Source organism: Arthrobacter sp. FW306-07-I (assembly GCF_021800405.1).
GTDB lineage: Bacteria > Actinomycetota > Actinomycetes > Actinomycetales > Micrococcaceae > Arthrobacter.
This window is the reverse complement of the sequence record NZ_CP084550.1, coordinates 870,566-891,501: the sequence shown is the minus strand read 5'-3', so window position 1 is coordinate 891,501 and position 20,936 is coordinate 870,566. Positions and strand designations below refer to the sequence as shown.

General features: G+C 66.8%; 17 protein-coding genes and 1 tRNA gene. 8 read left to right on the top strand and 10 right to left on the bottom strand.

All coding sequences use genetic code 11. The annotated features are described in order from the left end of the window. Window positions 1–27 precede the first annotated feature (27 nt). Window positions 28–2,574 carry a DNA helicase PcrA gene (pcrA, locus tag LFT46_RS04195; RefSeq protein WP_442863687.1) on the bottom strand — a complete coding sequence of 849 codons (2,547 nt, stop codon included), beginning with the start codon at window positions 2,572–2,574 and terminating at the stop codon, window positions 28–30. Window positions 2,575–2,891: 317 nt separating this feature from the next. On the opposite strand from pcrA, the gene LFT46_RS04190 reads away from it, so the two are divergent. Both LFT46_RS04190 and LFT46_RS04185 read left to right on the top strand, forming a co-directional pair. Further along, entirely contained in the window at window positions 2,892–4,199 is a 1,308-nt protein-coding gene (locus LFT46_RS04190) for an HNH endonuclease (protein WP_336885559.1), read from the top strand. Between the two features lie 87 nt (window positions 4,200–4,286). After that, entirely contained in the window at window positions 4,287–5,255 is a 969-nt protein-coding gene (locus LFT46_RS04185; protein WP_236799412.1) for an IS481 family transposase, read from the top strand. Here LFT46_RS04185 and LFT46_RS04180 read toward each other — a convergent pair. After that, entirely contained in the window at window positions 5,252–6,082 is an 831-nt protein-coding gene (locus LFT46_RS04180; RefSeq protein ID WP_236821334.1) for an inositol monophosphatase family protein, read from the bottom strand. The genes LFT46_RS04185 and LFT46_RS04180 overlap by 4 nt on opposite strands. Before the next feature lie 32 nt (window positions 6,083–6,114). On the opposite strand from LFT46_RS04180, the gene LFT46_RS04175 reads away from it, so the two are divergent. Next, window positions 6,115–6,741 (top strand): hypothetical protein, encoded by a 627-nt coding sequence (locus tag LFT46_RS04175; RefSeq protein ID WP_236801191.1) that lies wholly within the window; start codon window positions 6,115–6,117, stop codon window positions 6,739–6,741. Here LFT46_RS04175 and LFT46_RS04170 read toward each other — a convergent pair. Then, on the bottom strand, window positions 6,738–7,508 hold the full coding sequence (locus LFT46_RS04170; protein ID WP_236821333.1) for a DUF998 domain-containing protein: 771 nt from the start codon (window positions 7,506–7,508) through the stop codon (window positions 6,738–6,740). The two genes, LFT46_RS04175 and LFT46_RS04170, sit on opposite strands and share 4 nt — an antisense overlap. An 83-nt stretch (window positions 7,509–7,591) precedes the next feature. Between LFT46_RS04170 and LFT46_RS04165 the strand changes: the two genes are divergently transcribed. The 3 genes from LFT46_RS04165 (at window position 7,592) to LFT46_RS04155 (ending at window position 8,558) form a co-directional block, all read left to right on the top strand. Continuing rightward, window positions 7,592–7,664: transfer RNA gene (locus LFT46_RS04165), tRNA-Arg, on the top strand. A 1-nt stretch (window position 7,665) separates the two neighbouring features. Then, entirely contained in the window at window positions 7,666–8,142 is a 477-nt protein-coding gene (locus LFT46_RS04160; RefSeq protein ID WP_442863671.1) for a DUF6314 family protein, read from the top strand. Beyond that, window positions 8,139–8,558, top strand: a complete 420-nt coding sequence (locus LFT46_RS04155) for an NUDIX hydrolase (RefSeq protein ID WP_236821332.1) — start codon at window positions 8,139–8,141, stop codon at window positions 8,556–8,558. The genes LFT46_RS04160 and LFT46_RS04155 overlap by 4 nt, the downstream gene beginning before the upstream one ends. Before the next feature lie 16 nt (window positions 8,559–8,574). On the opposite strand, the gene LFT46_RS04150 is transcribed toward LFT46_RS04155, so the two are convergent. Next, window positions 8,575–10,488 carry an ABC transporter ATP-binding protein gene (locus LFT46_RS04150; protein ID WP_236821331.1) on the bottom strand — a complete coding sequence of 638 codons (1,914 nt, stop codon included), beginning with the start codon at window positions 10,486–10,488 and terminating at the stop codon, window positions 8,575–8,577. A 2-nt stretch (window positions 10,489–10,490) separates the two neighbouring features. After that, window positions 10,491–12,152: an ABC-F family ATP-binding cassette domain-containing protein gene (locus LFT46_RS04145; RefSeq protein WP_236801187.1), complete on the bottom strand. Its 1,662-nt coding sequence runs from the start codon at window positions 12,150–12,152 to the stop codon at window positions 10,491–10,493. 272 nt (window positions 12,153–12,424) lie between these two features. Between LFT46_RS04145 and LFT46_RS04140 the strand changes: the two genes are divergently transcribed. Both LFT46_RS04140 and LFT46_RS04135 read left to right on the top strand, forming a co-directional pair. Beyond that, window positions 12,425–13,156, top strand: a complete 732-nt coding sequence (locus LFT46_RS04140) for a hypothetical protein (protein WP_236801186.1) — start codon at window positions 12,425–12,427, stop codon at window positions 13,154–13,156. After that, the gene (locus LFT46_RS04135; protein WP_236801185.1) at window positions 13,153–13,890 is read left to right on the top strand and encodes a hypothetical protein; all 738 of its coding nucleotides are present in this window, start codon (window positions 13,153–13,155) and stop codon (window positions 13,888–13,890) included. Before LFT46_RS04140 ends, LFT46_RS04135 begins: the two co-directional genes overlap by 4 nt. Before the next feature lie 295 nt (window positions 13,891–14,185). On the opposite strand, the gene LFT46_RS04130 is transcribed toward LFT46_RS04135, so the two are convergent. The 5 genes from LFT46_RS04130 to mobA form a co-directional block, all read right to left on the bottom strand. After that, window positions 14,186–17,218 carry an alpha-mannosidase gene (locus tag LFT46_RS04130; protein WP_236821330.1) on the bottom strand — a complete coding sequence of 1,011 codons (3,033 nt, stop codon included), beginning with the start codon at window positions 17,216–17,218 and terminating at the stop codon, window positions 14,186–14,188. A gap of 157 nt (window positions 17,219–17,375) precedes the next feature. Next, window positions 17,376–18,269, bottom strand: coding sequence for a formate dehydrogenase accessory sulfurtransferase FdhD (gene fdhD, locus LFT46_RS04125; RefSeq protein WP_236801183.1), 894 nt, complete (start codon window positions 18,267–18,269; stop codon window positions 17,376–17,378). Window positions 18,270–18,432: 163 nt separating this feature from the next. Next, on the bottom strand, window positions 18,433–19,911 hold the full coding sequence (locus LFT46_RS04120; protein WP_236821329.1) for a molybdopterin molybdotransferase MoeA: 1,479 nt from the start codon (window positions 19,909–19,911) through the stop codon (window positions 18,433–18,435). Continuing rightward, complete coding sequence (locus tag LFT46_RS04115) at window positions 19,908–20,201, bottom strand: DUF6457 domain-containing protein (protein ID WP_236801181.1); 294 nt, start codon at window positions 20,199–20,201, stop codon at window positions 19,908–19,910. Before LFT46_RS04115 ends, LFT46_RS04120 begins: the two co-directional genes overlap by 4 nt. Next, the gene (mobA, locus tag LFT46_RS04110) at window positions 20,198–20,923 is read right to left on the bottom strand and encodes a molybdenum cofactor guanylyltransferase (RefSeq protein ID WP_236821328.1); all 726 of its coding nucleotides are present in this window, start codon (window positions 20,921–20,923) and stop codon (window positions 20,198–20,200) included. The genes LFT46_RS04115 and mobA overlap by 4 nt, the downstream gene beginning before the upstream one ends. Window positions 20,924–20,936 lie beyond the last annotated feature (13 nt).

The window sequence follows — 20,936 nt, the reverse complement described above, 5'->3', positions numbered from 1 at the left end:
TGGGCGCGGCAGGGGCAGGAATGTCTCCTAGGCGTCCAGCTTGGTCAGCGGCGCGTACCGGAGCAGCAGCCGCTTCTCGCCGACGTCGAACTTGACCTTGGCTACGGTCTTGTCCCCGACCCCTTCAAGCGCCAGGACGGTCCCGTTGCCAAAGCTGGTGTGGTTGACCTTGTCCCCCACGCTGACGGCGATGATTTCCTTCTGCGGCTGCACCCGGTTCTTGGCGATGAAAGCCGGAACATCGGCGTTGAAGCCGGCCGATGAATCAGCCGCTGCGCCACGGGCCGTTCCGGCTCCCCAGAAGGACCCGCTGTAACGGCCGGATCCAATGGAGCCACCGCCCCACCCGCCGGCCTGCCTGCTGGTTCCCTCGCGTTTCCATTCCAGGAGCTCGGCGGGGATTTCCTCCAGGAACTGGCTGGCGGGGTTGTACTGGCTCTGGCCCCACATGCTGCGGACCTCGGACCGGGTGACGTACAGCCGCTTGCGGGCACGCGTGAGCCCCACGTAGGCCAGCCGGCGCTCCTCCGCCAGTTCCTTGGGGTCCGTGGCGGAGCGCTGGTGCGGGAAGAGCCCGTGCTCCATGCCGGTGAGGAAGACCACCGGGAATTCCAGGCCCTTGGCGGTGTGCAGGGTCATGAGCGTCACCACGCCCAGGCGCTTGGCCTCGGCCACGGCTTCGTCAATGTCTGCGCCGGGGGCATCCGGGATCTGGTCGGCGTCCGCCACCAGGGAGACCTGCTCCAGGAACGCGGCCAGCGACCCTTCCGGGTTTTCCTGTTCGTACTCGCGCACCACGGCCACGAGTTCGGCCAGGTTCTCCACACGGGACTCGTCCTGTGGATCCGTGCTGGACCTGAGGGCGGCAAGGTAGCCGGTCTGTTCCAGGACGGCTTCGAGTGCTGCGGCAGCCCCGGACCCGGCGGCTACCTCGGCAAGGTCGTCCAGCATTTTCACGAAGCCCAGGACGGCGTTGACGGAACGGGTCGCCATGCCGGGCGCCTGGTCCGCACGGCGGGCGGCCGCCATGAAGGACGTGCGCTCCCGCTCTGCCAGGGCGGCGACGGCTCCTTCGGCGCGGTCGCCGATGCCGCGCTTTGGCTCGTTCAGCACCCGGCGGAGGTTGACGTCGTCGTCCGGGTTTACCAGGACCCGCAAATAAGCAAGGGCGTCCTTGATTTCCTTGCGTTCGTAGAAGCGCGTGCCGCCCACCACCTTGTAGGGCAGACCCACGCGCACCAACACGTCCTCGATGGAGCGGGACTGGGCGTTGGTGCGGTAGAAGATGGCGACGTCACCAGGGCGGAGGTTCTCCTCGTCCTGGAGCCGGTCGATCTCCTTGGCAATGAACTGCGCTTCGTCATGCTCGTTCTCGCCGACGTACCCGATGATCTTGTGGCCTTCACCCTCGGCAGTCCACAACCGCTTTTCGGGCCGGTTGGGGTTGCGCGAGATCACGGAGTTGGCGGCGCTAAGGATGTTCTGGGTGGAGCGGTAGTTCTGCTCCAGCTTGATGGTGCGGGCTTCCGGGTAGTCCTTTTCGAACTCCACGATGTTGCGGATGTCCGCGCCGCGGAACGCGTAGATGGACTGGTCCGAGTCGCCCACCACGGTGAGTTCCGAAGCTCCGGGGCCCTCGCCCACGATCTCCCGCACAAGCGCGTACTGGGCGTGGTTGGTGTCCTGGTACTCGTCCACCAGGACGTGGCGGAACCGGCGGCGGTAAGACTCAGCCAGCGCCGGGAAGGCGCGGAACATGTAGACGGTCTCGGCGATGAGGTCGTCGAAGTCCATGGCATTGGCCTGTCGGAGGCGCTGGGTGTAGCCCTTGTAGACGTCTGCCACCGCGTGTTCGAAGGGGTCGTTGTAGTTGGCTGCCGAGGCAAAGGAATCAGCGTCGACCAGCTCGTTCTTCAGCGCGGAAATCTTGTGCTGGATGGCCTTGGGCGCGAACTTCTTGGGGTCCAGGTCCAGCCCCTTGGACACCTGGGTGACCAGCCGCAGCGAGTCGGCGGAGTCGTAGATGGAAAAGTTCGACTTCAACCCGACGTTGGCAGCTTCCTGCCGGAGGATCCGGACGCAGGACGAGTGGAACGTGGAGATCCACATGATCTTTGCGCGCCCGCCCACCAGGGCCTCGATGCGTTCCCGCATCTCCGCGGCGGCTTTGTTGGTAAACGTAATGGCCAGGATCTCGCCGTGATGGGCACGTCCCGTGGCGATCAGGTAAGCGATCCGGTTACTGAGGACACGTGTCTTGCCCGATCCGGCACCGGCGACGATCAGCAACGCCGAGCCGCCGTGCTTGACCGCTTCCTCCTGCTGTGGGTTCAGTCCCTCCAGCAACTGGGCGGCATCCAGGCGGCGGCCATGGTGGCCGCCGGCATCGTGCCGGTTCCCGCGGTCCTGGTTGGCCTGCTGCCAGCCGCCGGCCTGGTGCTGCCCATCCATGCCGGGAACCGGCATTCCGCCCGGTCCGGCCGCGGTGGCAACGCCCTCCGGCCCCGTCCTGGTGCGGGCGGTGGCGGCAGGAGCGGCCTTGAACGGTCCGTCAGAGTACGGGTCAAACAACATATCCATGGTGCCTACAAGTCTAGGCGGTGGGACCGACAACGCCTTCCAGCCTGTGGATTACAGCCTCTATCCACATAGGCAGAAAGGTAAGTGCCCATGTCAGACCCTGGTGGAAGACTCTTTATATGGGAGCGGTTTTGGGGACGGCGGCAGTGCTAGGGGCGGAGCCTAATGAACTCCTGGCTGCTGGTGCGCTTCAGTCCCCCGCAGTCGATCAAACTGCCAGGGAAGCCGATCCATTGCCGCCTGCTGCGCCTTCCATTGGTGATGTCCTCAGCCTGTTGGCCCGTGTTCCGTTGGCTACTGATGACGCGGGAATGATGGACCAGATGCGCCGTCTGGAGGACCTGAAGTGCGTGGCGGGTGCCCGGCAGGCGGGGCTTGCTGTGGCTTTCGACGCCGATCAGCGGCGTGGGCAGGCCGCGGGCGGGGTCCCAGCCGATGAGCAGGGTGCCGGGGTGGCGGCGCAGATCGCGCTGGCCCGGCGCGAGTCCCCCGCGAAGGGCTCCCGGCTGCTGGGCATGGCCAAAACCCTCACCGGCATGCCGCACACCTCCGCTGCGTTTCGAAGTGGTTTGTTGAATGCGTGGCGGGCCACGCTGATCGTGAAGGAAACCATTTGCCTCTCCCCCGAGGACCGGGCCGGGGTGGATGAGGAACTCGCCGCCGACACCGGCGCCCTCGACGGCATGGGCGACAAAGCCATCACCGCCGCCGTCCGCGCCGCCGCCTACCGGCGCGACCCCGCCTCGGTCGCGAAGCGTGCTGCACACGCGGTCACGGAACGCAGCGTGAGCCTGCGCCCGGCCCCGGACACCATGACGTACCTGACCGCCCTGCTCCCCGTCTCACAGGGGGTGGCCGCCTACGCGGCACTGGCCCGGGATGCCGACACAGCACGCTCAGAAGGGGATGAGAGGTCGCGGGGGCAGGTCATGGCAGACACCCTCGTCGAGAGGGTCACCGGGACCCCCGGCGGGATCAGCGGCGTGGAGGTCCAGCTCGTCATGACAGACCGCACCCCCCTCCAAGCCGATGCCGAACCCGCACGGCTGCCCGGTTATGGCATCATCCCGGCGGCATGGGCAAGGGAACTCGCCCTCGCTGGTTCGTCAATGCGAATGCCGGTAACAGCCCCCGGCCCCGGCAACCTTGGTTCTCCGGCCACCCCTGAAGCCGCTGGCGAGGCCACCGTGGACGCGTCCGGCCGTCACAACCTGAATCTCTGGATCCGCCGGCTCTACACCGCCCCCGGCACAGGTGAATTGGTGGCGATGGACTCCAAAGCCCGGTTGTTCCCGGCGGGTTTGAAGCGTTTCCTCCAGGTCCGGGACGATACGTGCCGGACCCCGTACTGCGACGCCCCGATCAGGCACCACGACCACATCAGGCCTTGGCACAGCGGCGGCCCCACCACCACCGGCAACGGCCAAGGACTCTGCGAAGCCTGCAACCACGCCAAGGAAACACCGGGCTGGACCGCCAAACCCGTCCCCGGCCCTCGCCACACCGTGGCAACCACCACCCCAACAGGCCACACGTACCACTCCACCGCACCACCACTCCCCGGCGCAGCCGCCGGCAGCGCGCTGGTGACGCCTAGGTGTATTGACCACGGAGGTTAGGAACATGCGGCGTGGTTAGGTGACAAAAAGAAGACCTCCAAGTGGAGTGGGGCTTGTCTAAGAGTCCGATCCACAAGGAGGTCTTCAATGTCCCATGCTAACGCGCTTCTGACGCCGAAGGGACGGCTCCGGCTGGCCCGGTGCATCGTCGATGACGGGTGGCCGCTGCGCCGTGCTGCTGAGCGGTTCCAGGTGTCGGTGACGACCGCAGCGCGGTGGGCGGCCCGTTACCGGGAGCACGGGGAGCACGGGACGGGTGATCGTTCCAGCCGGCCCATCAACTCCCCGCGTCGGACCTCCACGCGGCGGGAGCGGCGGATCGTCGCGATCAGAGTCAACCGGCGCTGGGGCCCGGCACGGATCGGCTATCTGCTGGGCATTCACCCCTCCACGGTGCACCGGGTGCTGTCCCGGTTTGGGCTGGCGAGGCTGGCGTGGATGGACCGGGCCACGGGCCGGGTGATTCGCCGGTACGAGCACCACAGCCCCGGGGACCTGGTCCACGTCGACATCAAGAAACTTGGACGGATCCCTGACGGCGGCGGACACCGCAGTGTCGGCAGGGCCGCCGGAAACCGGAACAAGACCGGTACCGCGGCGAACCGGAGACCGGGTCACGCCTTCTTGCACAACGCCGTCGATGATCACTCCAGGCTCGCCTACACGGAGATCCTGACCGATGAGAAAAAGGACACTGCGGCCGGATTCTGGGAACGCGCCAATGCCTACTTCGAGTCCCACGGGATCACTGTCAAACGGGTCCTGACCGATAACGGATCCTGCTACCGCTCCTACGCATTCAAAGACGCTCTGGGCCCGGACATCAAGCACAAACGCACCCGCCCCTACAGGCCTCAGACAAACGGCAAAGTCGAGCGCTACAACCGCACCATGCTCGACGAATGGGCCTACGCCCGTCCCTACGCCTCCGAGGCCGAGCGTGTTGCCGCTTTCGCCGACTGGCTCCATCATTACAATCATCATCGAGGCCACACCTCACTCAACGGTCAGCCACCGGCCAGCCGCGTCACCAACCTCTCAGGTCAATACACCTAGGCCACCGAGCCTGACTCGAGGGCGGCACGCAACTCACGCACCGCCGTCGTTCCTCCTGCTATGAACCACTCGAGCCCGTTGACCCGGACGGTGTCCACGGCACCGCCGGCAGCAAGGACAATTGCCTTGCCGGGCAGCCAGTCCCACTCCGGGCAACTGTGCTGGAACCAGCACCCCAGCTGCCCGTCCGCCACCCGACCCAGGTCGCAGGAGCCCGAGCCGAGCATTCGGAGGGACGCCGCGGAGGTGGCCGCAGCGTGCCACGGCATGGCACACATGGGGTCCATCAGCCAGGTGGGGTGGATGTAGGTGGCCGCACCGAGTTCGGCAACACCGGTGGTGTTGCGCCTGCCACCGCCAGCAGAAAACGAGGTCAGTGCTTCGCCATTCAAGGTGGCAGGCCGGTCAAGTCCGCCCAGCCACAACTTGTCCTCCTCAGGCTGGAAAACCGCGCCCAGCAGCACGCCGCGGCGGTCCTTGAGGGCGAGGGCTGAACACCAGTAGGTGGAACCGTGCAGGAAGTTGTAAGTGCCGTCCACGGGGTCGATTACCCAGGTACGCCCGCTGGTGCCCTGGACGGAAGCCCCTTCCTCGCCAAGAATGCCGTCATCCGGCCGGCAGCGCCGCAACTGCTCCAGAACGTAGGCCTCGGCAGCATGGTCAGCCTCAGTGACCACGTCGGAGACGGACGTTTTTTGTTCCGACTCCAGTCCAGCCATGCGCATGAGGAGGGCCAGCTGTCCGGCTTCCCGGACCAGCGCTGCCGCCAATTCGTAGTCATCCAATGAGGGGTCAAGAACAGCTGCGCTGTGTCGGCCAGTGGTCATGGGTTCAGTTTATGGGGCGGGATAATGGTGCCATGGCCAAAACCCCTGCCCAGCGGATCAAGAAGCACGGCGCCAACGCTGCCGTCCCGCAGCATCACCTGCCACCGGTGGTCAATCCCACCACTTCGCGTACTCCGCAGAAAGCGCAAGGCAACAGCAACCTGATCGTCATTGCGGGTGTGGTGGCCAGCCTGTTCCTGTTTTGGTACCTGCACCTGCTGACCCTGAGCCAGATGACGCAGCTCTCCCAAGATATGGCCATGCCGGATTCACTGGTGGGCGGGTTCGACGCCGCCTACATCGGCCGGCTGCAGGGAGTCATGAACGGCGACGCCCTGGGCCAGCTGAGCTACGTCCACAAGACCGCCGGGACGCTCTTCCCGCTGATTTTCGGCTTCACGTGGCTGCTGCTCATCGGCACCAACGTGGCGAAGAAAGCCTTGCGGTGGGCCCTCTGGGCTCTCCCCATGCTGTTCGTCGTGGTCCGGTTGTGGGGCAACGTGGCCATTGACGCCATGATGGGCACGCCGGGTCCCGACGCCGGCCAGGTTGCCTTGGCGTCCGGCCTCACCGTTGCAGGCTGGGTGCTTTTAGTGCTGAGCCTCCTGGCCGGGGCCGCGGCCGTGTTTCTCAACAGCCGCGAACGGAAAGAGCGCTAAACAGCAGCCGTCTTTGCGGCCGCCGCCTCCCGTCGTTCCTTCCGGTGCCGGTGCACGCGCTGCGCGATGACCAACCCTGCGGCGGCCATGCCCACGGTTACCGGATAACCCATGAGCCGCTCCAGCGTTCCAGGTTCGGGCACGTCCATGTGCGTGAGGCCTCCGGTTGCTGTGGCCGCCAGTGAGACGCAGCCGCACACCACGAGGAACCATGCCATCGGGGTCTTACCCAGCCAGAGGATTCCCAGCACCAGCAGGGCGGCTCCGCCGGTTATGAAATAGACGATGGCGCCGGTGTAGTGCCACGGCGAGCCCGCGTCCTCAGGGACCAGCCCCACCAGCACCGTTCCGGCCCCGGCGGCTCCGGTGAGCAGTCGGACCGCCGCCGCTGCAAGCCATGGCTTCCGGCGGCGCCAGTCCACCCCGGTACCGGGCCGGGCCGCCACGCGCAGCAGCCCCGAGGTCAGCAGCACCGCCCCGAGCAACAGCCCGAGGCCCTGGAGCACGAACGAGCCGTTCATCAGCCAGTTCAAGGGCGAGCAGACATCCCGGCCGGAATAGATGCCGCAGTGGAGCGCGCCCAGGTCGCTGATGTACCCGGTCCGCAGATCGTACGGACGGGGCCCTGCCCAGGCCACAGCCACCACTGCCTCCGCAAGGAAATATTGCAGGACGCTCAAAACAGCCCATGCCCCGATGTAATGCCGGGTGGACGCAACGTTCGGGATGAATGCAACGGCAGGAGCGGCAGTTGGGGCTGGACTCATGCCTTGAGCGTAGTACGCCCCCGCACCTTGTATGCTTGTAACCGTGTCCGGACGGACCGGCCCTGCCGAATCACCGGATGCGCGCCCTCGTAGCTCAGTGGATAGAGCACGGCTCTCCTAAAGCCGGTGTCGTTGGTTCGATTCCAATCGAGGGCACTTGAACTCTCCTTCCCCGGAGCCCAGCCTCCGCGCCTACCTCCTGGGCAGCCAACAAACGCAGTATGGGCTGCCAGGCCGCTGGCAAGTGGAACGGGACCTGCTGGACAGGTCGGACGGCACCCGCGGAACCTTTTCCGGCGTCGTCCTTTTCACGCCAACGGACGACGGCGGCCTGGACCTTCATGAGGAAGGCACCATGCGCTGGCCTGCTTTCACCGGCCCCGCCTCGCGGGCGTACGTCCTGAGGCCCGGAGCCCAGGCGGACGCGCTGGACGTGTTCTTCCCCGACGGCAGGCCGTTCCATCGCATGAGCTTCACCCCTGACGCCAGCCTGGACTCGCACTGGTGCGATCCTGACACCTACCGGGTGTCCTACACCCGCCAGGGCCCCGACGGGTTCAGCTACAGCTGGGACGTCACGGGCCCACGCAAGGACCTGCTGCTGGTCTCCCACCTGGAAAGGCTCCCCGGGTGAGAGACCGGATCGTGGTGTCCGCCGTTTGTGTCTTCGACGACGCCGGACGGCTCCTGACCGTACGGAAACGGGGAACGGCCATGTTCATGCACCCCGGCGGCAAACCGGAACCAGGTGAAACTGCCGTCCAGGCCGCCGCCCGCGAGCTCGCCGAAGAAGTGGGAATCGTCCTGCACCCGCAGGAACTTGAGCTCATGGGGGTCTGGCTCGCCGACGCCGCGAACGAGGCCGCCACGGACATCGAAGCCACCGTGTTCCTGGCCCCGGGCACCTGGCAGGCCACCCCCGCTGCCGAAATCGCGGAAATCCGCTGGCTGGACATCACCGGACCCGCCGAGGGCTCGGACTTCCCGCAGGACCTGGCGCCGCTGCTGACGGACCACATCCTGCCCCTGCTGGCGTCGAGGGCCGTCTAACAGGGCCGCCACAGGCCTAGAACTCCGGGACAGCCTCTTCCGCCACAGCGGTGGCCTCGGCAAACTGGGTTCGGTACAGCTCCGCGTAGCGGCCGCCGGCTGCCAACAGTTCCGTATGGGTACCGCGTTCCACGATTTGGCCGCCCTCCACCACCAGGATGGCGTCGGCCGCGCGGACCGTGGAGAGCCGGTGTGCAATCACGACGGCGGTCCGTCCTTCAAGTGCCGCGCCCAGGGCCGCCTGCACGGCGGCTTCGTTCGTGGAGTCCAGTGCCGCGGTGGCCTCATCGAGGATGACGACACGGGGCTGGGCGATCAGGAGCCGTGCGATGGTCAGCCGCTGGCGTTCACCGCCGGAAAGCCGGTAGCCGCGCTCCCCCACCACAGTTTCCAGCCCGTCCGGCAGGGACCTGATCATGGTCTCCAGCCGGGCCTGCCGCAGGACGTCCCACATGTCCTCATCGGTGGCGTCGGGCCGTGCCAGACGGAGGTTGGAGGCGATGGTCTCGTGGAACAAGTGGCCGTCCTGGGTGACCATGCCCAGCGTGTCCCGCAGCGAATCGAAGGTGGCGTCCCGGACGTCCAGCCCGGTCCCGGGCACGGTGCCGCCAAGACGCACGGCGCCCGAGTCGACGTCGTAAAGCCGTGACAGAAGCTGGGCAATGGTGGACTTGCCTGCACCCGAGGAGCCCACCAGGGCCACTGTCTGTCCCGGTTCCACCCGGAAGCTGACGCCGTGCAGCACTTCCTCGCCGCCACGGGTGTCGAGGGTGGAGACCTCCTCCAGCGAGGCAAGGGAGACCTTGTCCGCCGAGGGGTAGGCGAACCGGACGTTGTCGAACTCCACGGACACGGGCCCGGCAGGAACCGGCACGGCGTCCCGCTTCTGCTGGATAAGCGGTTTCAGGTCCAGGATCTCAAAGACCCGTTCAAAGCTGACCAGCGCACTCATGACTTCCACGCGTGCGTTGGACAGCGCCGTGAGCGGGGCATAAAGGCGGGTCAGCAGCAGCGCCAGGACCACCACGTCCCCGGGTGCGAGCTGCCCGCCCAGCGCGAGCCAGCCGCCCAGGCCATAGACCAGCGCCAAGGCGAGCGCGGACACCAGGGTCAGGGCCGTGACGAACGTGAACTGCAGCATTGCCATGCGCACGCCGATGTCGCGGACGCGGCCCGCGCGGGCAGCGAACTCCCGGGATTCCTCGTCCGGGCGGCCGAACAGCTTGACCAGAGTAGCGCCGGGCGCGGAGAACCGCTCTGTCATCTGGGTGCCCATGGCGGCGTTGTGCGCAGCGGCTTCGCGGCGCAGGTCCGCCAGTTTGGAGCCCATGCGCCGGGCCGGGATCAGGAAGATCGGCAGCAGGACCATGGCGAGCACGGTGACCAGCCAGGACTTGTTGAGCATCACCACCAGGGTCAGAATCAACGCCACGGAATTGCTCACGACGCCGGAGAGGGTTCCGGCGAATGCCGACTGCGCCCCGATGACGTCGTTGTTGAGGCGGCTGACCAGTGCTCCAGTCCGGGTGCGGGTGAAGAAGGCGATGGGCATGCGCTGCACGTGGTCGAAGACCCGGGTGCGCAGGTCCACGATGACGCCTTCGCCAATGGTCGAGGACAGCCAGCGGGTCAGCAGCCCCACGCCCGCTTCGGCCACGGCCACGATGGCGATCAGCACCGCCAGCCAGATCACGGTACCGGCATCGGTCTTGGCGATGATGGCGTCAACCACCTGGCCGGCGAGCACCGGGGTGGCCACCGCCAGGAAGGCCGCAGCGATGGAGGAGAGCACGAAGGCGATGAGCTTGCCCTTGTGGGGAGCGGCGAAGGCCAGCACCCGCTTCAGGGTTTCCTTGGAGAACGGCTTGGAGCCGCTTTTGGCGGTGCTGATGTTGTAGAGCGAGCTCCAGGCCACGCGGTCCATGCTCATGGTTATTTCTCCTGGCTTGCAGTGTGGTGGAGCTCCTGGACCGTGCCGTTGTCCAGGTGCCACCGGTAGTCGAGTCGTACATTTTCGAGCAGCCGGCGGTCGTGGGTGACCAGCAGCAGCGCTCCGTCGTAGCTTTCAAGGGCCTCTTCCAGCTGCTCGATGGCGGGCAGGTCAAGGTGGTTTGTGGGTTCGTCCAGCACCAGCAAGTTCACGCCGCGCGCCTGCAGCAGCGCCAGTGCTGCCCGCGTCCGCTCCCCCGGCGACAGGGAATCGACGCTCCGCGCGGTGTGGTCCGCCTTGAGGCCGAACTTGGCCAGGAGCGTGCGGACATCGGCGCCCGTCCAGTCGGCCAGGACCGCTTCGACAGCGTCCCCCAGCGGCAGCCGGCCGTCAAGGAGTCCGCGGGCCTGGTCAATTTCGCCGACGGCGACGGAGGCACCCATGGAGGCGTCGCCGTCGTCCGGTGCCTGAGTTCCCAGCAGGAGGCGCAGGAGGGTTGACTTGCCGGCCCCGTTGGGACCAGTGATGCCCACGCGCTCCCCGCCGTTGAGCTGAAGGTTGACCGGGCCCAGCGTGAAATCACCTTGGCGTGCCACTGCATTGCGGAGGGTGGCGACGACGGCGCTGGACCGGGGTGCCTGGCCGATGCTGAACTGCAGCTGCCATTCCTTCCGGGGCTCCTCCACCACGTCCAGGCGCGCGATGCGCGACTCCATCTGCCGGACCTTCTGTGCCTGCTTCTCCGACGACTCGGTACTGGCAGCGCGCCGGATCTTGTCGTTGTCCGGGTTCTTCTTCATCGCGTTCCGGACGCCCTGCGAGCTCCACTCGCGCTGCGTGCGTGCACGGGACACCAGGTCGGCCTTAGTGGAGGCAAACTCCTCGTACTTCTCGCGGGCGTGCCGCCGCGTCACCGCGCGTTCCTCAAGGAAGGCGTCGTAGCCGCCGTCGTAAACTGCCACGGTATTTTGCGCCAGGTCCAGCTCCACCACGCGGGTGACGCAGCGGGCCAGGAACTCGCGGTCATGGCTGACCAGCACCACGCCCCCGCGCAGCCCAGTGACGAAGTTTTCCAGGGTGGCCAGGCCGGCGAGGTCAAGGTCGTTGGTGGGCTCGTCCAGCAGCACCACATCGAAACGGCTCAACAGGAGGGCGGCCAGGGCCACGCGTGCCGCCTGCCCGCCGGAAAGGCCCGTCATCAGCGCATCGGCGCCGGCATCCAGGCCCAGGTCCGCAAGCACCGCCGGGATGCGGTCGTCCAAATCCGCGGCCCCGGAGGCCATCCACCGGTCAAAGGCACGGGAATAGGCATCATCCGCTCCCGGAGCGCCTGAGCCCAAAGCTTCCGCCGTGGATTCCATCTCTACGGTCGCTTCGGAGCAGCCTGTCCGGCGGGCGATGTAGGCGGCCACCGTTTCGCCGGGGATCCGCTCATGTTCCTGTGGAAGCCAGCCAACAAACGCATCAGAGGGGGCAAGGCTCACGGAACCATCCTGTGGCTGGTCGACTCCCGCAAGGAGGCGCAGCAGCGTCGATTTTCCAGCACCGTTCGCGCCCACCACACCTACCACGTCGCCGGGGGCCACCGTCAGCGAGAGCCCGGAAAAGAGCACGCGGTGCCCATGGCCTCCCGAGACATCCTTGGCAACAAGGGTTGCAGTCATCGATTCGTCCTTTCGCCGCTGCCCGGACAGCCATTGACGGCCGGCAGAGGCGGCGAAAACAGGGCCGCGGCACCGCTGGGGCTGCTGGACATAGAAGAACCCGCTGGTCCGGACTTGGGGGGTGTACGGACCAACGGGCTCGACCATCAACTATAGACGAATCCGGACTCGGGGCAAAATCGGCCATACGGCGCCTGGCGATGCCAGCAGGACGTTTGCCCGGGGCGGCACGGTAAAATCGTCCAGACCACCCATTCTGCAGAGAGTCCTCCATGACCCTTTCCGCCAAGGCGTTCCAGCGCTGGCTGCAAAGCATCGCACCCGATGCCAGCACCGCTGACGTCTGCCGGGTCTCGGGGATCAAGCGCACCACCCTCGCCCAGCAGCTGGTCCGGGGCAAGGTCTCCGTGAGCACCGTGGTCAGCGTCAGCCGCGCCTACAACATCAACCCTGTTGCGGCGCTGGCCGGTTTCGACGCTTACAGCGTCCTTTCCGGCCCGCCGCGCCCACCCACGCGCAGCGAACTGGTAAGCCAGATTTCCACCGCAGACCTCATGCGCGCGCTCCTGGAACGGCCGGCCATGGAGCCCGCACGGGGAGCGTCCACCCCCGCCCTGGGTCCCACTCCGCACCCCACCTCGGTGAAGAACTGGGTTGATGCAATTGACGACGGCGAGGTCCGGCACCGCGTTTCGGCTTCAACCGGGGTGGCCCCGCAAAACTACTCTGCCCAGTTGACGGCAAACCGGCTGTCGCCTGAGCTCGCCGTGGCCACGGCACTGGCGGCCGGGGTAGGACCGGCCGGCGGCCTGGTGGCCACGGGGATCATCACCGAAGAGGAGGCGGGCTGGCCGCCCGGGGCGCGGCAGGCAGCCCTGGACAGCCTCACCGACGGGGAGCTCACCGCGCTGGCCGGGGAACGGCTTCAGGCATTAGGGAAAGTGCTGCGCCGGCAGGAGCAGGACCAAGCACAGACAGAAAAGATATGGGAGAACCTGGGATGATCGAGACGCTTCAGTGGACCACGCTGGCGGTTTGCGCCCTCGTCTCGGTGGCCCGCATCCCCAGCACCCTCCGCGGCGAGAACCGCTCTCTGTTCGGCATCTTCGCGTCGATGACGCTGGCCATCCTGCTAAGCATCAAGGGCCCTTACCTCGTGATCGACCAAGCACTGGGTGGCATCAACCTGGCCAACCTGCTGCTGCGGTTCGTGATCTTCGGCGTCATCTTCTTCATGGGCATCCGCATTTCCAGGGGGTTCAGCGCCGACAGCGCCCACCGGCACATCACAGGAAAGACCGGCATGCTGGTCCTGCTTGTTGTCTCTGTGGTCATGGTCGCACTGTTTTTCTCCATGGACACCGCCGGCTCCTCGGCGGGCCTCCAGGCCATCTCTGCCAAGGACGACCGCAACTTTGCGCTTGTTGAGTATTACGGCGCGGCAGGCCGGGCCTACCCGGCGTACGTCGCCCTGGCGCTGCTGCCGGCTCTGGTGCGCGCGGCACAGGACCGACTTCCGGTACTGGTCCGCATCGCCGCAGGGCTGTTGGCGCTGGGTGGAGTAGCGGTTGCCCTCACGCTGCTCTTCCCGGTGATTCCGCCCGAACTCGGCCAGATCGAGTTCGTGATCAACTACACGGCCATCCTGTGTTTCGTCGTTGGGCTGGCCTTGATCTGGGCTGCACGCGTGGTCAACGGGCGCGGAGCGGGACGCCAAAAGACATCTACCGAAACGTAACCTTCGCTGGCTTTCACAAAATCATTAGAATGTGAAACAATCATGAATGTGTGAAGGCGGGGCTGCTTGGCGTTTACGAACGGGGATAAATTCTGAAATGCCGGCCGCCCCGGGGGCCTTTACACACGTTGGGGGGATGAGTGGTGGCGGATCGTTGGGGACCGCCCCCACTCAGCCTGTTTAACGGCTCTTTAGCGGAAGCTTACCGGCCCTCGGCTCCTAGAGCTTTCGGGCAGGTACAAGGACTTCCCTGCTGCTGAAATCCCCGCACCTACGCAAAGGCCTTCCGGGGCCGCTACTTCCGGGCAAACCGCAATGTCACCAACTGGAACGGCCGCAGCTTGAGCTCCGCCCCGCTGTCCCCTGGTGCCACCCCGGGAGCTTCAGTGCCGCGTTCCAGGAGGTCCGTTGCAAGAACGTTCCGCACCGGGAAGTTCGCCGTGATGCTCCCCGCCGAGCGCTGTCCCAACGACTCGTAGAGGCGGACCACTACGTCCCCCGAACCGTCCTGCGCCAGCTTCACGGCCTCGATCACCAAAGCGGGATTGCTGACGGTGAAGAGCGGCTCCACCGGGGAGGCGCCGGTGACCAGCCGCGGCGCCAGATTGGTCCGGTAACCTTCCTGGACTGCGTCCGCGATATCGGCACCCGGCCGGATGGACACCGTCAGCTCGTGGTGGCCACGGTCAGCACCCGGGTCGGGAAACTTCGGCGCCCGCAGCAGGGAGAGGCGAACCGTAGTGGTGGTGCCGCCGTCGGATTCCCTGACACTCCTGCCTACGTCGTGGCCGTACGTGGATGAGTTGGAGACCGCCACGCCATAGCCGGGTTCGCCCACGTGGATCCACCGGTGGGCGCAGATCTCGAACTTCGCCGCCTCCCAGGACGTGTTGGTATGGGTGGGCCGGAAGACGTGGCCGAACTGCGTTTCGGCAGCGGACCGGTCCGCACGCACATCCAGGGCGAAACCAAGTTTCAGCAGCTTCTCGCGCTCCTGCCAGTCCACGGTCGTGGTGATTTCCAGTGAGGGACTGCCCGGCGCCAGCGTGATGCGCTGGGTCAGCTTCGAGGTGCCGGCCGTCCGCTCCACGACCACCACCGCACTGCCGCCTTCGCTGGCAAGGCGGACCGACTCTGCCTGGACCAGTGGCGTGACGTTGCGCCGATAGAACTCGTCGATGTCCCAGGCATCCCACTCGTTGGGCGTGTCCCGGTGCAGTTCCAGCAGATTGCCGCGCTGGCCGGGAGCGATCGCTTCGCGGCCGCTGCCATGGTCCCGCAGGGAGGACAGAAGCCCATCGGAATCCACCACCGCCCGGATGATCCCGTTGTCCAGGATGAAGCCGCCGTCCTCCGGCATGGCCTGTGCCGGTACCTGGGGAGCCGCGGGTTCAGCTGCGGCCAGCGCGGGAACCCCATCCCTCGCATGCGGGGCTGCGTTGAGCAGGAATTGCCGGTCCCCGGAACCCAGCACCGCGGCAGCAGCCTGGCCGATCAGTGCCTCGAGGGCAGTTTCAATGGCTTGATAATTCCGCTCCGCGTCCTGGTGGACCCAGGCGATGGCACTCCCGGGAAGGATGTCGTGGAACTGCTGCAGCAGCACCAGCTGCCACAGCCGCTTAAGCTCAGCGGCCGGGTAGTCGTAAGAACCCGCGCCCCGGACAGCGGCCGTGGCGCACCACAGTTCCGCTTCCCGCAGCAGGTGCTCGCTGCGCCGGTTGCCCTTCTTGGTGCGGGCCTGGCTGGTGTAGGTACCGCGATGCAGTTCCAGGTACATCTCCCCCACCCACACGGGCAGCGCCTGGTACTCTGCCTCGGCCTGCCGGAAGAAACTCTCGGCGGAGCCAATCCTGACCTTGGGTGATCCCTCCAAGTCCGCGGTACGGGCGGCAGCGGCGAGCATCTCCCGAGTGGGGCCGCCGCCGCCGTCGCCGTAACCGAACGGCACCAACGACACGGAGCCGCGGCCGTGGTCCCGGTAGTTGCGCTCGGCGTGCGCCAGGTCGCGGCCGCTGAGGTCCGAGTTGTAGGTGTCCACGGGCGGGAAGTGGGTGAACAGCCGGGTGCCGTCGATCCCCTCCCAGTTGAAGGTGTGGTGCGGCATCCTGTTGGTCTGGTTCCAGGAGATTTTTTGGGTCAGGAACCAGCTGCTGCCGGCAGCCTTGACGATCTGGGGCAGCGCAGCGCTGTATCCGAACGAGTCCGGCAGCCACGCTTCCCGGCACTCGACGCCGAACTCAGCCAGGAAGAAGCCCTTGCCCTCCACGAACTGCCGCGCCATCGCTTCGCCGCCAGGCATGTTGGTGTCCGACTCGACCCACATGCCGCCCACCGGGACGAACTGTCCGGCCCGCACTTTTTCCCGGATCCGGCTGAACAGCTCCGGGTACAGCTCCTTGATCCAGGCCAGCTGCTGGGCGGACGAACAGGAGAAGACAAAGTTAGGGTCTTCGTCCATCAGGGCCACCACGTTGGAGAATGTCCTGGCACATTTGCGGATGGTTTCCCGGACCGGCCACAGCCATGCGGAGTCAATGTGGGCATGGCCCGTGGCAACCAACTGGTGAGCTGACGCGTAAGCCGGCCTGCCGAGGACTCCAGCGAGCGCCTGACGTCCCGCCCCAGCGGTGCCGGCAACATCATCGGGGTCCATCACGTCCATCATGTGTTCGAGGGCCCGGAGGATTTCATGGCGCCGGGGAAGCTCCAGCGGGAGCTGTTCCATAAGCCCGGACAGCGTCCAAATGTCCTGCTGGAGTTCCCACACGCATTGGTTGAGCTCAGCGATGGCGATGCTCCCGAGCCTGTACTGCGGCGCTCCCCCGGCGGTTGCCTTGTCGCCCAGCGGGGTGGCGGCGAAGGTCCAGCCCTGTGCCATGTCCGGGTTCGCGGCCGCTTCCACGTAGAAGTCCACCGCCATTCCGCTGCCCAGCAGCTTCAGGGGGATGTACTGGTTGCGGGGAGAGATGGCCTTGATGATGGTGCCGTCGGGCCGCCACGCTATGCCTTCGCACTGGAAGCCGGGCGCTTCGGTGGTGAACCCCAGGTCCACCACCACCTCCACTGCGGTGTCCGGGCCGCCGCCCCAGGAATCAGGCACCTCGCCTTGCAGCCGCAGCCAGGTGGTACCCCACGGCCGGCCCCAGGCGGCGCCGTGCTCCTGCGGCTGGAACTCCTGCCGCATCGCGTCGAGCGCGGGGACCGGTTCGTCCGGAACTTCCCAGCTGCTCAGGGCAAGCGGAACCGACCTGCTGTAGACGGCGGGGGCAATGCGCTCGCGCACGAACCTTGCCAGGCGGACTTCCGTGATCCTGCGGTCGTCATGCAAAATATGTCCTCTTTAGGCTTGAGACTGGATCATCGCGTCCATTCGATGGACAAAATCTACCCGCTGGCGGCACTGCAACCAACCCCTTGTGCAGTTATCCGCCGGCTGCTCGGGCGCCGCAGGCGGCCCCGCACGCCAGGCCGCTATGCGCTTACCCCTATGCACCGGGCCCCTGTGCAGCAGGTAGGGCCGGTTCGGGCCGCAGGATCCGCGCGTCCCCGGCGTAGACGTTGAAGCTGGTACCCCGGCTGAACCCGGCCACAGTCAGTCCGTTGGCCTCGGCCAGTTCCACAGCCAGGCTCGAAGGGGCGCTGACGGCGGACAGGACGGGGATCCCTGCAAGGGCAGCTTTCTGCACCAGTTCGAAGGATGCCCGTCCGGACACCTGGAGGACCGTCCCGGTCAGCGGCAGGAGGCCTTCGCGCAATGCCCAGCCCACCACCTTGTCCACTGCGTTGTGCCGCCCAACGTCTTCGCGGAGGCACAGAAGCCGCGGCCCGCCGTCGTCCTCAATCTTGAACAGGCCCGCCGCGTGCACGCCCCCGGTATCGTCAAAGACGCGCTGGGATTTCCGCAGCAGCGCGGGCAGGGACGCCAGGACGTTTGCGTCCACCATCAGCGGGTCCGCCTGCGGGCTGAAGTGGGACGATTTCCGCACTGCTTCGATGGAATCCGTGCCGCAGATGCCGCAGGAGCTTGAGGTGTAGACCTTGCGCCCGGTATCGGGAAGCGGGACGTCCGGCCTCAGCTGGGCCTCCACCACATTGAACGTCTGGACCCCGTTTTCATCCTCACCGGCGCAGAAACGCAGTGATACCAACTGTTCGGGCGCCCAGATGACCCCCTCGGACACCAGGAAGCCTGCCACCAGGTCAAAGTCGTCCCCTGGCGTGCGCATGGTGACCGAGTAGGAGAGCCTGCCCAACCGGATTTCGAGCGGTTCCTCGACGGCCAGGACGTCTTCGCGGTGTCGGACCGGGTACTCCAGGGCGGCCGGCGAACCGTCCAGGACATACTTGTGCACCTTGCGGCGCTGGGTTACGCGTCCCATGTTCCACCCTGCCTGTTCATTACTCCATCATGGCACCATCGCGGCCCGCCCCAATCCAAGACCCACAGTCCAGAAGCCCACAGTCCAGAGGCCGGCAGTCTATAGGCCACAATCCAACGGCCCAGCGCACGAACGCGGGCCTTGGGGTTCCGGCCCTATAGTTTCAGCCCAGGAGCGCGCTCCAGTCCACGGGCCCGTTCGATGCCGGTTTACCCTTGGCCTGGCTGCCCCGTGCATTGCTTCTCGGCTTGGCTTTGGCCGCCCCTTCCTTGGGCGGCGGAATGGGTGGCCCCCAAGGCAGCGCGAAAGCGGGCACCGGCTCGCCCAGCTGCACGCCGTGCGGCGGCACCACCAGCACGCCGTCGGCGGCTGCCAGGCCGCGCATCATGCCGGGGCCTGTGTGCTGCGCAGGGGAAGCCATCCCATACAGCAGCCGGAACGGCATCAGGCGGGTGCGTCCGGGATCGGCGTCGATCATGGTGCCGCACGGTACTTCCTGCACGGCGGGCATAGCGCGGTGCCCCAAGGCGGCGAACAATGGTGCGCCGACGGTGGACAGGGCCATCATGGCCGCGAGCGGGTTGCCGGGAAGTCCAAGGACAAAGCGTCCGTCCGGCAGTTCGGCCAGGACGGCAGGGTGGCCGGGCCGCATTGCCACGCCGTCGATGATGAGCCGCCCGCCGAGTTCGGCAACGGCCCGCCGGAGGTGGTCCGTGCCTGAGCGCCCAGTGCCTCCGGTGGTAATGACGACGTCGGCCGGCAGGTCGGGCGCGTCCGGCACCTCCGGCAGCACGTCTTCGAGCGCCGCAAGCCATTCGGCGTACGAGTCGCCGATCCGCTGCTGTCCTGCGTGGATACCTCCGAGCATGGCGACGACGGCCGGCAGTTGCGGGCCGAACGTGTCGCGAACCTGGCCGGGAGCCGGGGTACCACGTTCCACCACCTCGGATCCGGTCAGCACCAGCCGCACCACCGGCTTTCCCTGGACCTGCACTTCGTCGTAGCCTGCCAGTGCCGCCAGGGCCAGGTGTGCCGGGTTGAGTTCCACCCCGGCCTTGACCAGGACGTCCCTTTCAAGGGCTTCCTCCCCGGCCTTCCTGATGTGTTCGCCCGCGCGGGGTTCGCCCGGCCTGGCCTTGCCTCCGACCATCACCACCGGGCCCTCATCGTCCCGGCCGAGGACTGCACTCTCGGTACGTAGGACCGCCTTGGCACCCGCGGGAATCAGGCCGCCGGTGGCAATGGGACTGGCTTGGTGCGGCGCCAGCCGGGTGCCCGGCTCCACCGGGATCCATGGACCGCTTCCGTTGACCGCCCAGCCGTCCATGGCCGAGGACGCATAGTGCGGCATGTTTTGGAGGGCCACGATGTCCTGGTCAAGTTTCCGGCCCAAGGCGATCTGCAGGGCCACGGGGCTGGGAGGAATCGGGGTGGCCGCATCGTAGGCGGCCTGCCTGGCCTCTTCCCACGTGTGTGCCAGGTGATGGTGGTGGGCATGCCCTGGTTCGGTTTCGCCCGGCTCCGTGTCGCCGGATTCAGCCCCAGCCGTACCACTTTCTTCCGCGGCGGCTTCTGCCGGTCCGGCATTCTCCGGCCCGGAATCGGGCGGTGCCATCGGATCGCTCTGGGCTTCTGCTGTCATTCGCCGGGAGTCCCGGCGGCTTCAGCCTCGTAGTCAGCTGCCAGGGTGCGGGCAACGGCCAGCGCCGCGTCCATGGAGGCTGCGTCCAGCTCCCTGCCGGGAGCGGCAGCCAGGCCTGCGGCGAAGCCGGCAATGAAGGTGGTAAGCGGTGCGGCCGGCCGGACAACGGCATGGGCGGCAACGCCGGCGAGTGCCAGCACCGCGTTGATGTCTACCTGGACGTCCTCGAGCTTGTACGCCTGGAGGAGGGCCCTGCACCATTCCTCCAGCGTTTCGTCCTGGCTTTTCACGACTTGCCTCCCACGTTAGTTCCGCCCGCGCTCCGGTCCTTGCATTCACGCTGGCTCCTGGCGGCAACCCCCAGCGCGGCAGCATCGTCCCAGGTATCCACGTCGGAGGTGGACCCGGCGGGGACTGTGACAAGCTGCACGTCCAGACTAGCAAGGAGAGCCCGGACGGAGCCGTTGACCAACGCGTCGCGTGCGGCCAACTCCGCGCAGGTTTGTTTTAACCCGGGCGTGCTGTAAAAGGCCGCCAGCGGCTGGACCTTCCCGTCGCCGGCCAGGGCCATCACGCCGCCTCCTCCGCCTCCCCCGGGGCGTGCTCCAGATGCGGCAAGAGCCTTCCGCAACACGGCCACCGCTTCGGAGGCCAACGGCATATCGCAGGCCAGCACCAGGGTGAAGGGGGCCGCTCCGCCATTTTCGCCCAAGGTGTTCAAACCAGCCGCGATGGCAGCGGCAGGCCCTGCGAACGGCGGCTCTTCTCGACAGATGAGCACGTCGGCCGGCCAGGCTGCCGGGGATACAGGGCGGGGTGTTGTGCTTTGGGATGGCAGGAAGGCGCTGTCGCCGACGACGACAGTGCGGCGGGCGCCGGCTGCGGCGTCCAGGGCCCGTTCCAAGAGCGTTTGGCCTTGGAAGACAAGGGACTGTTTGGGTACCCCGCCCAGCCGCGAGGACCGGCCCCCGGCCAAAATCAGGGCATCAAAAACCAGGCTGTTCTCTTGCACTCCCCCAGCCTAG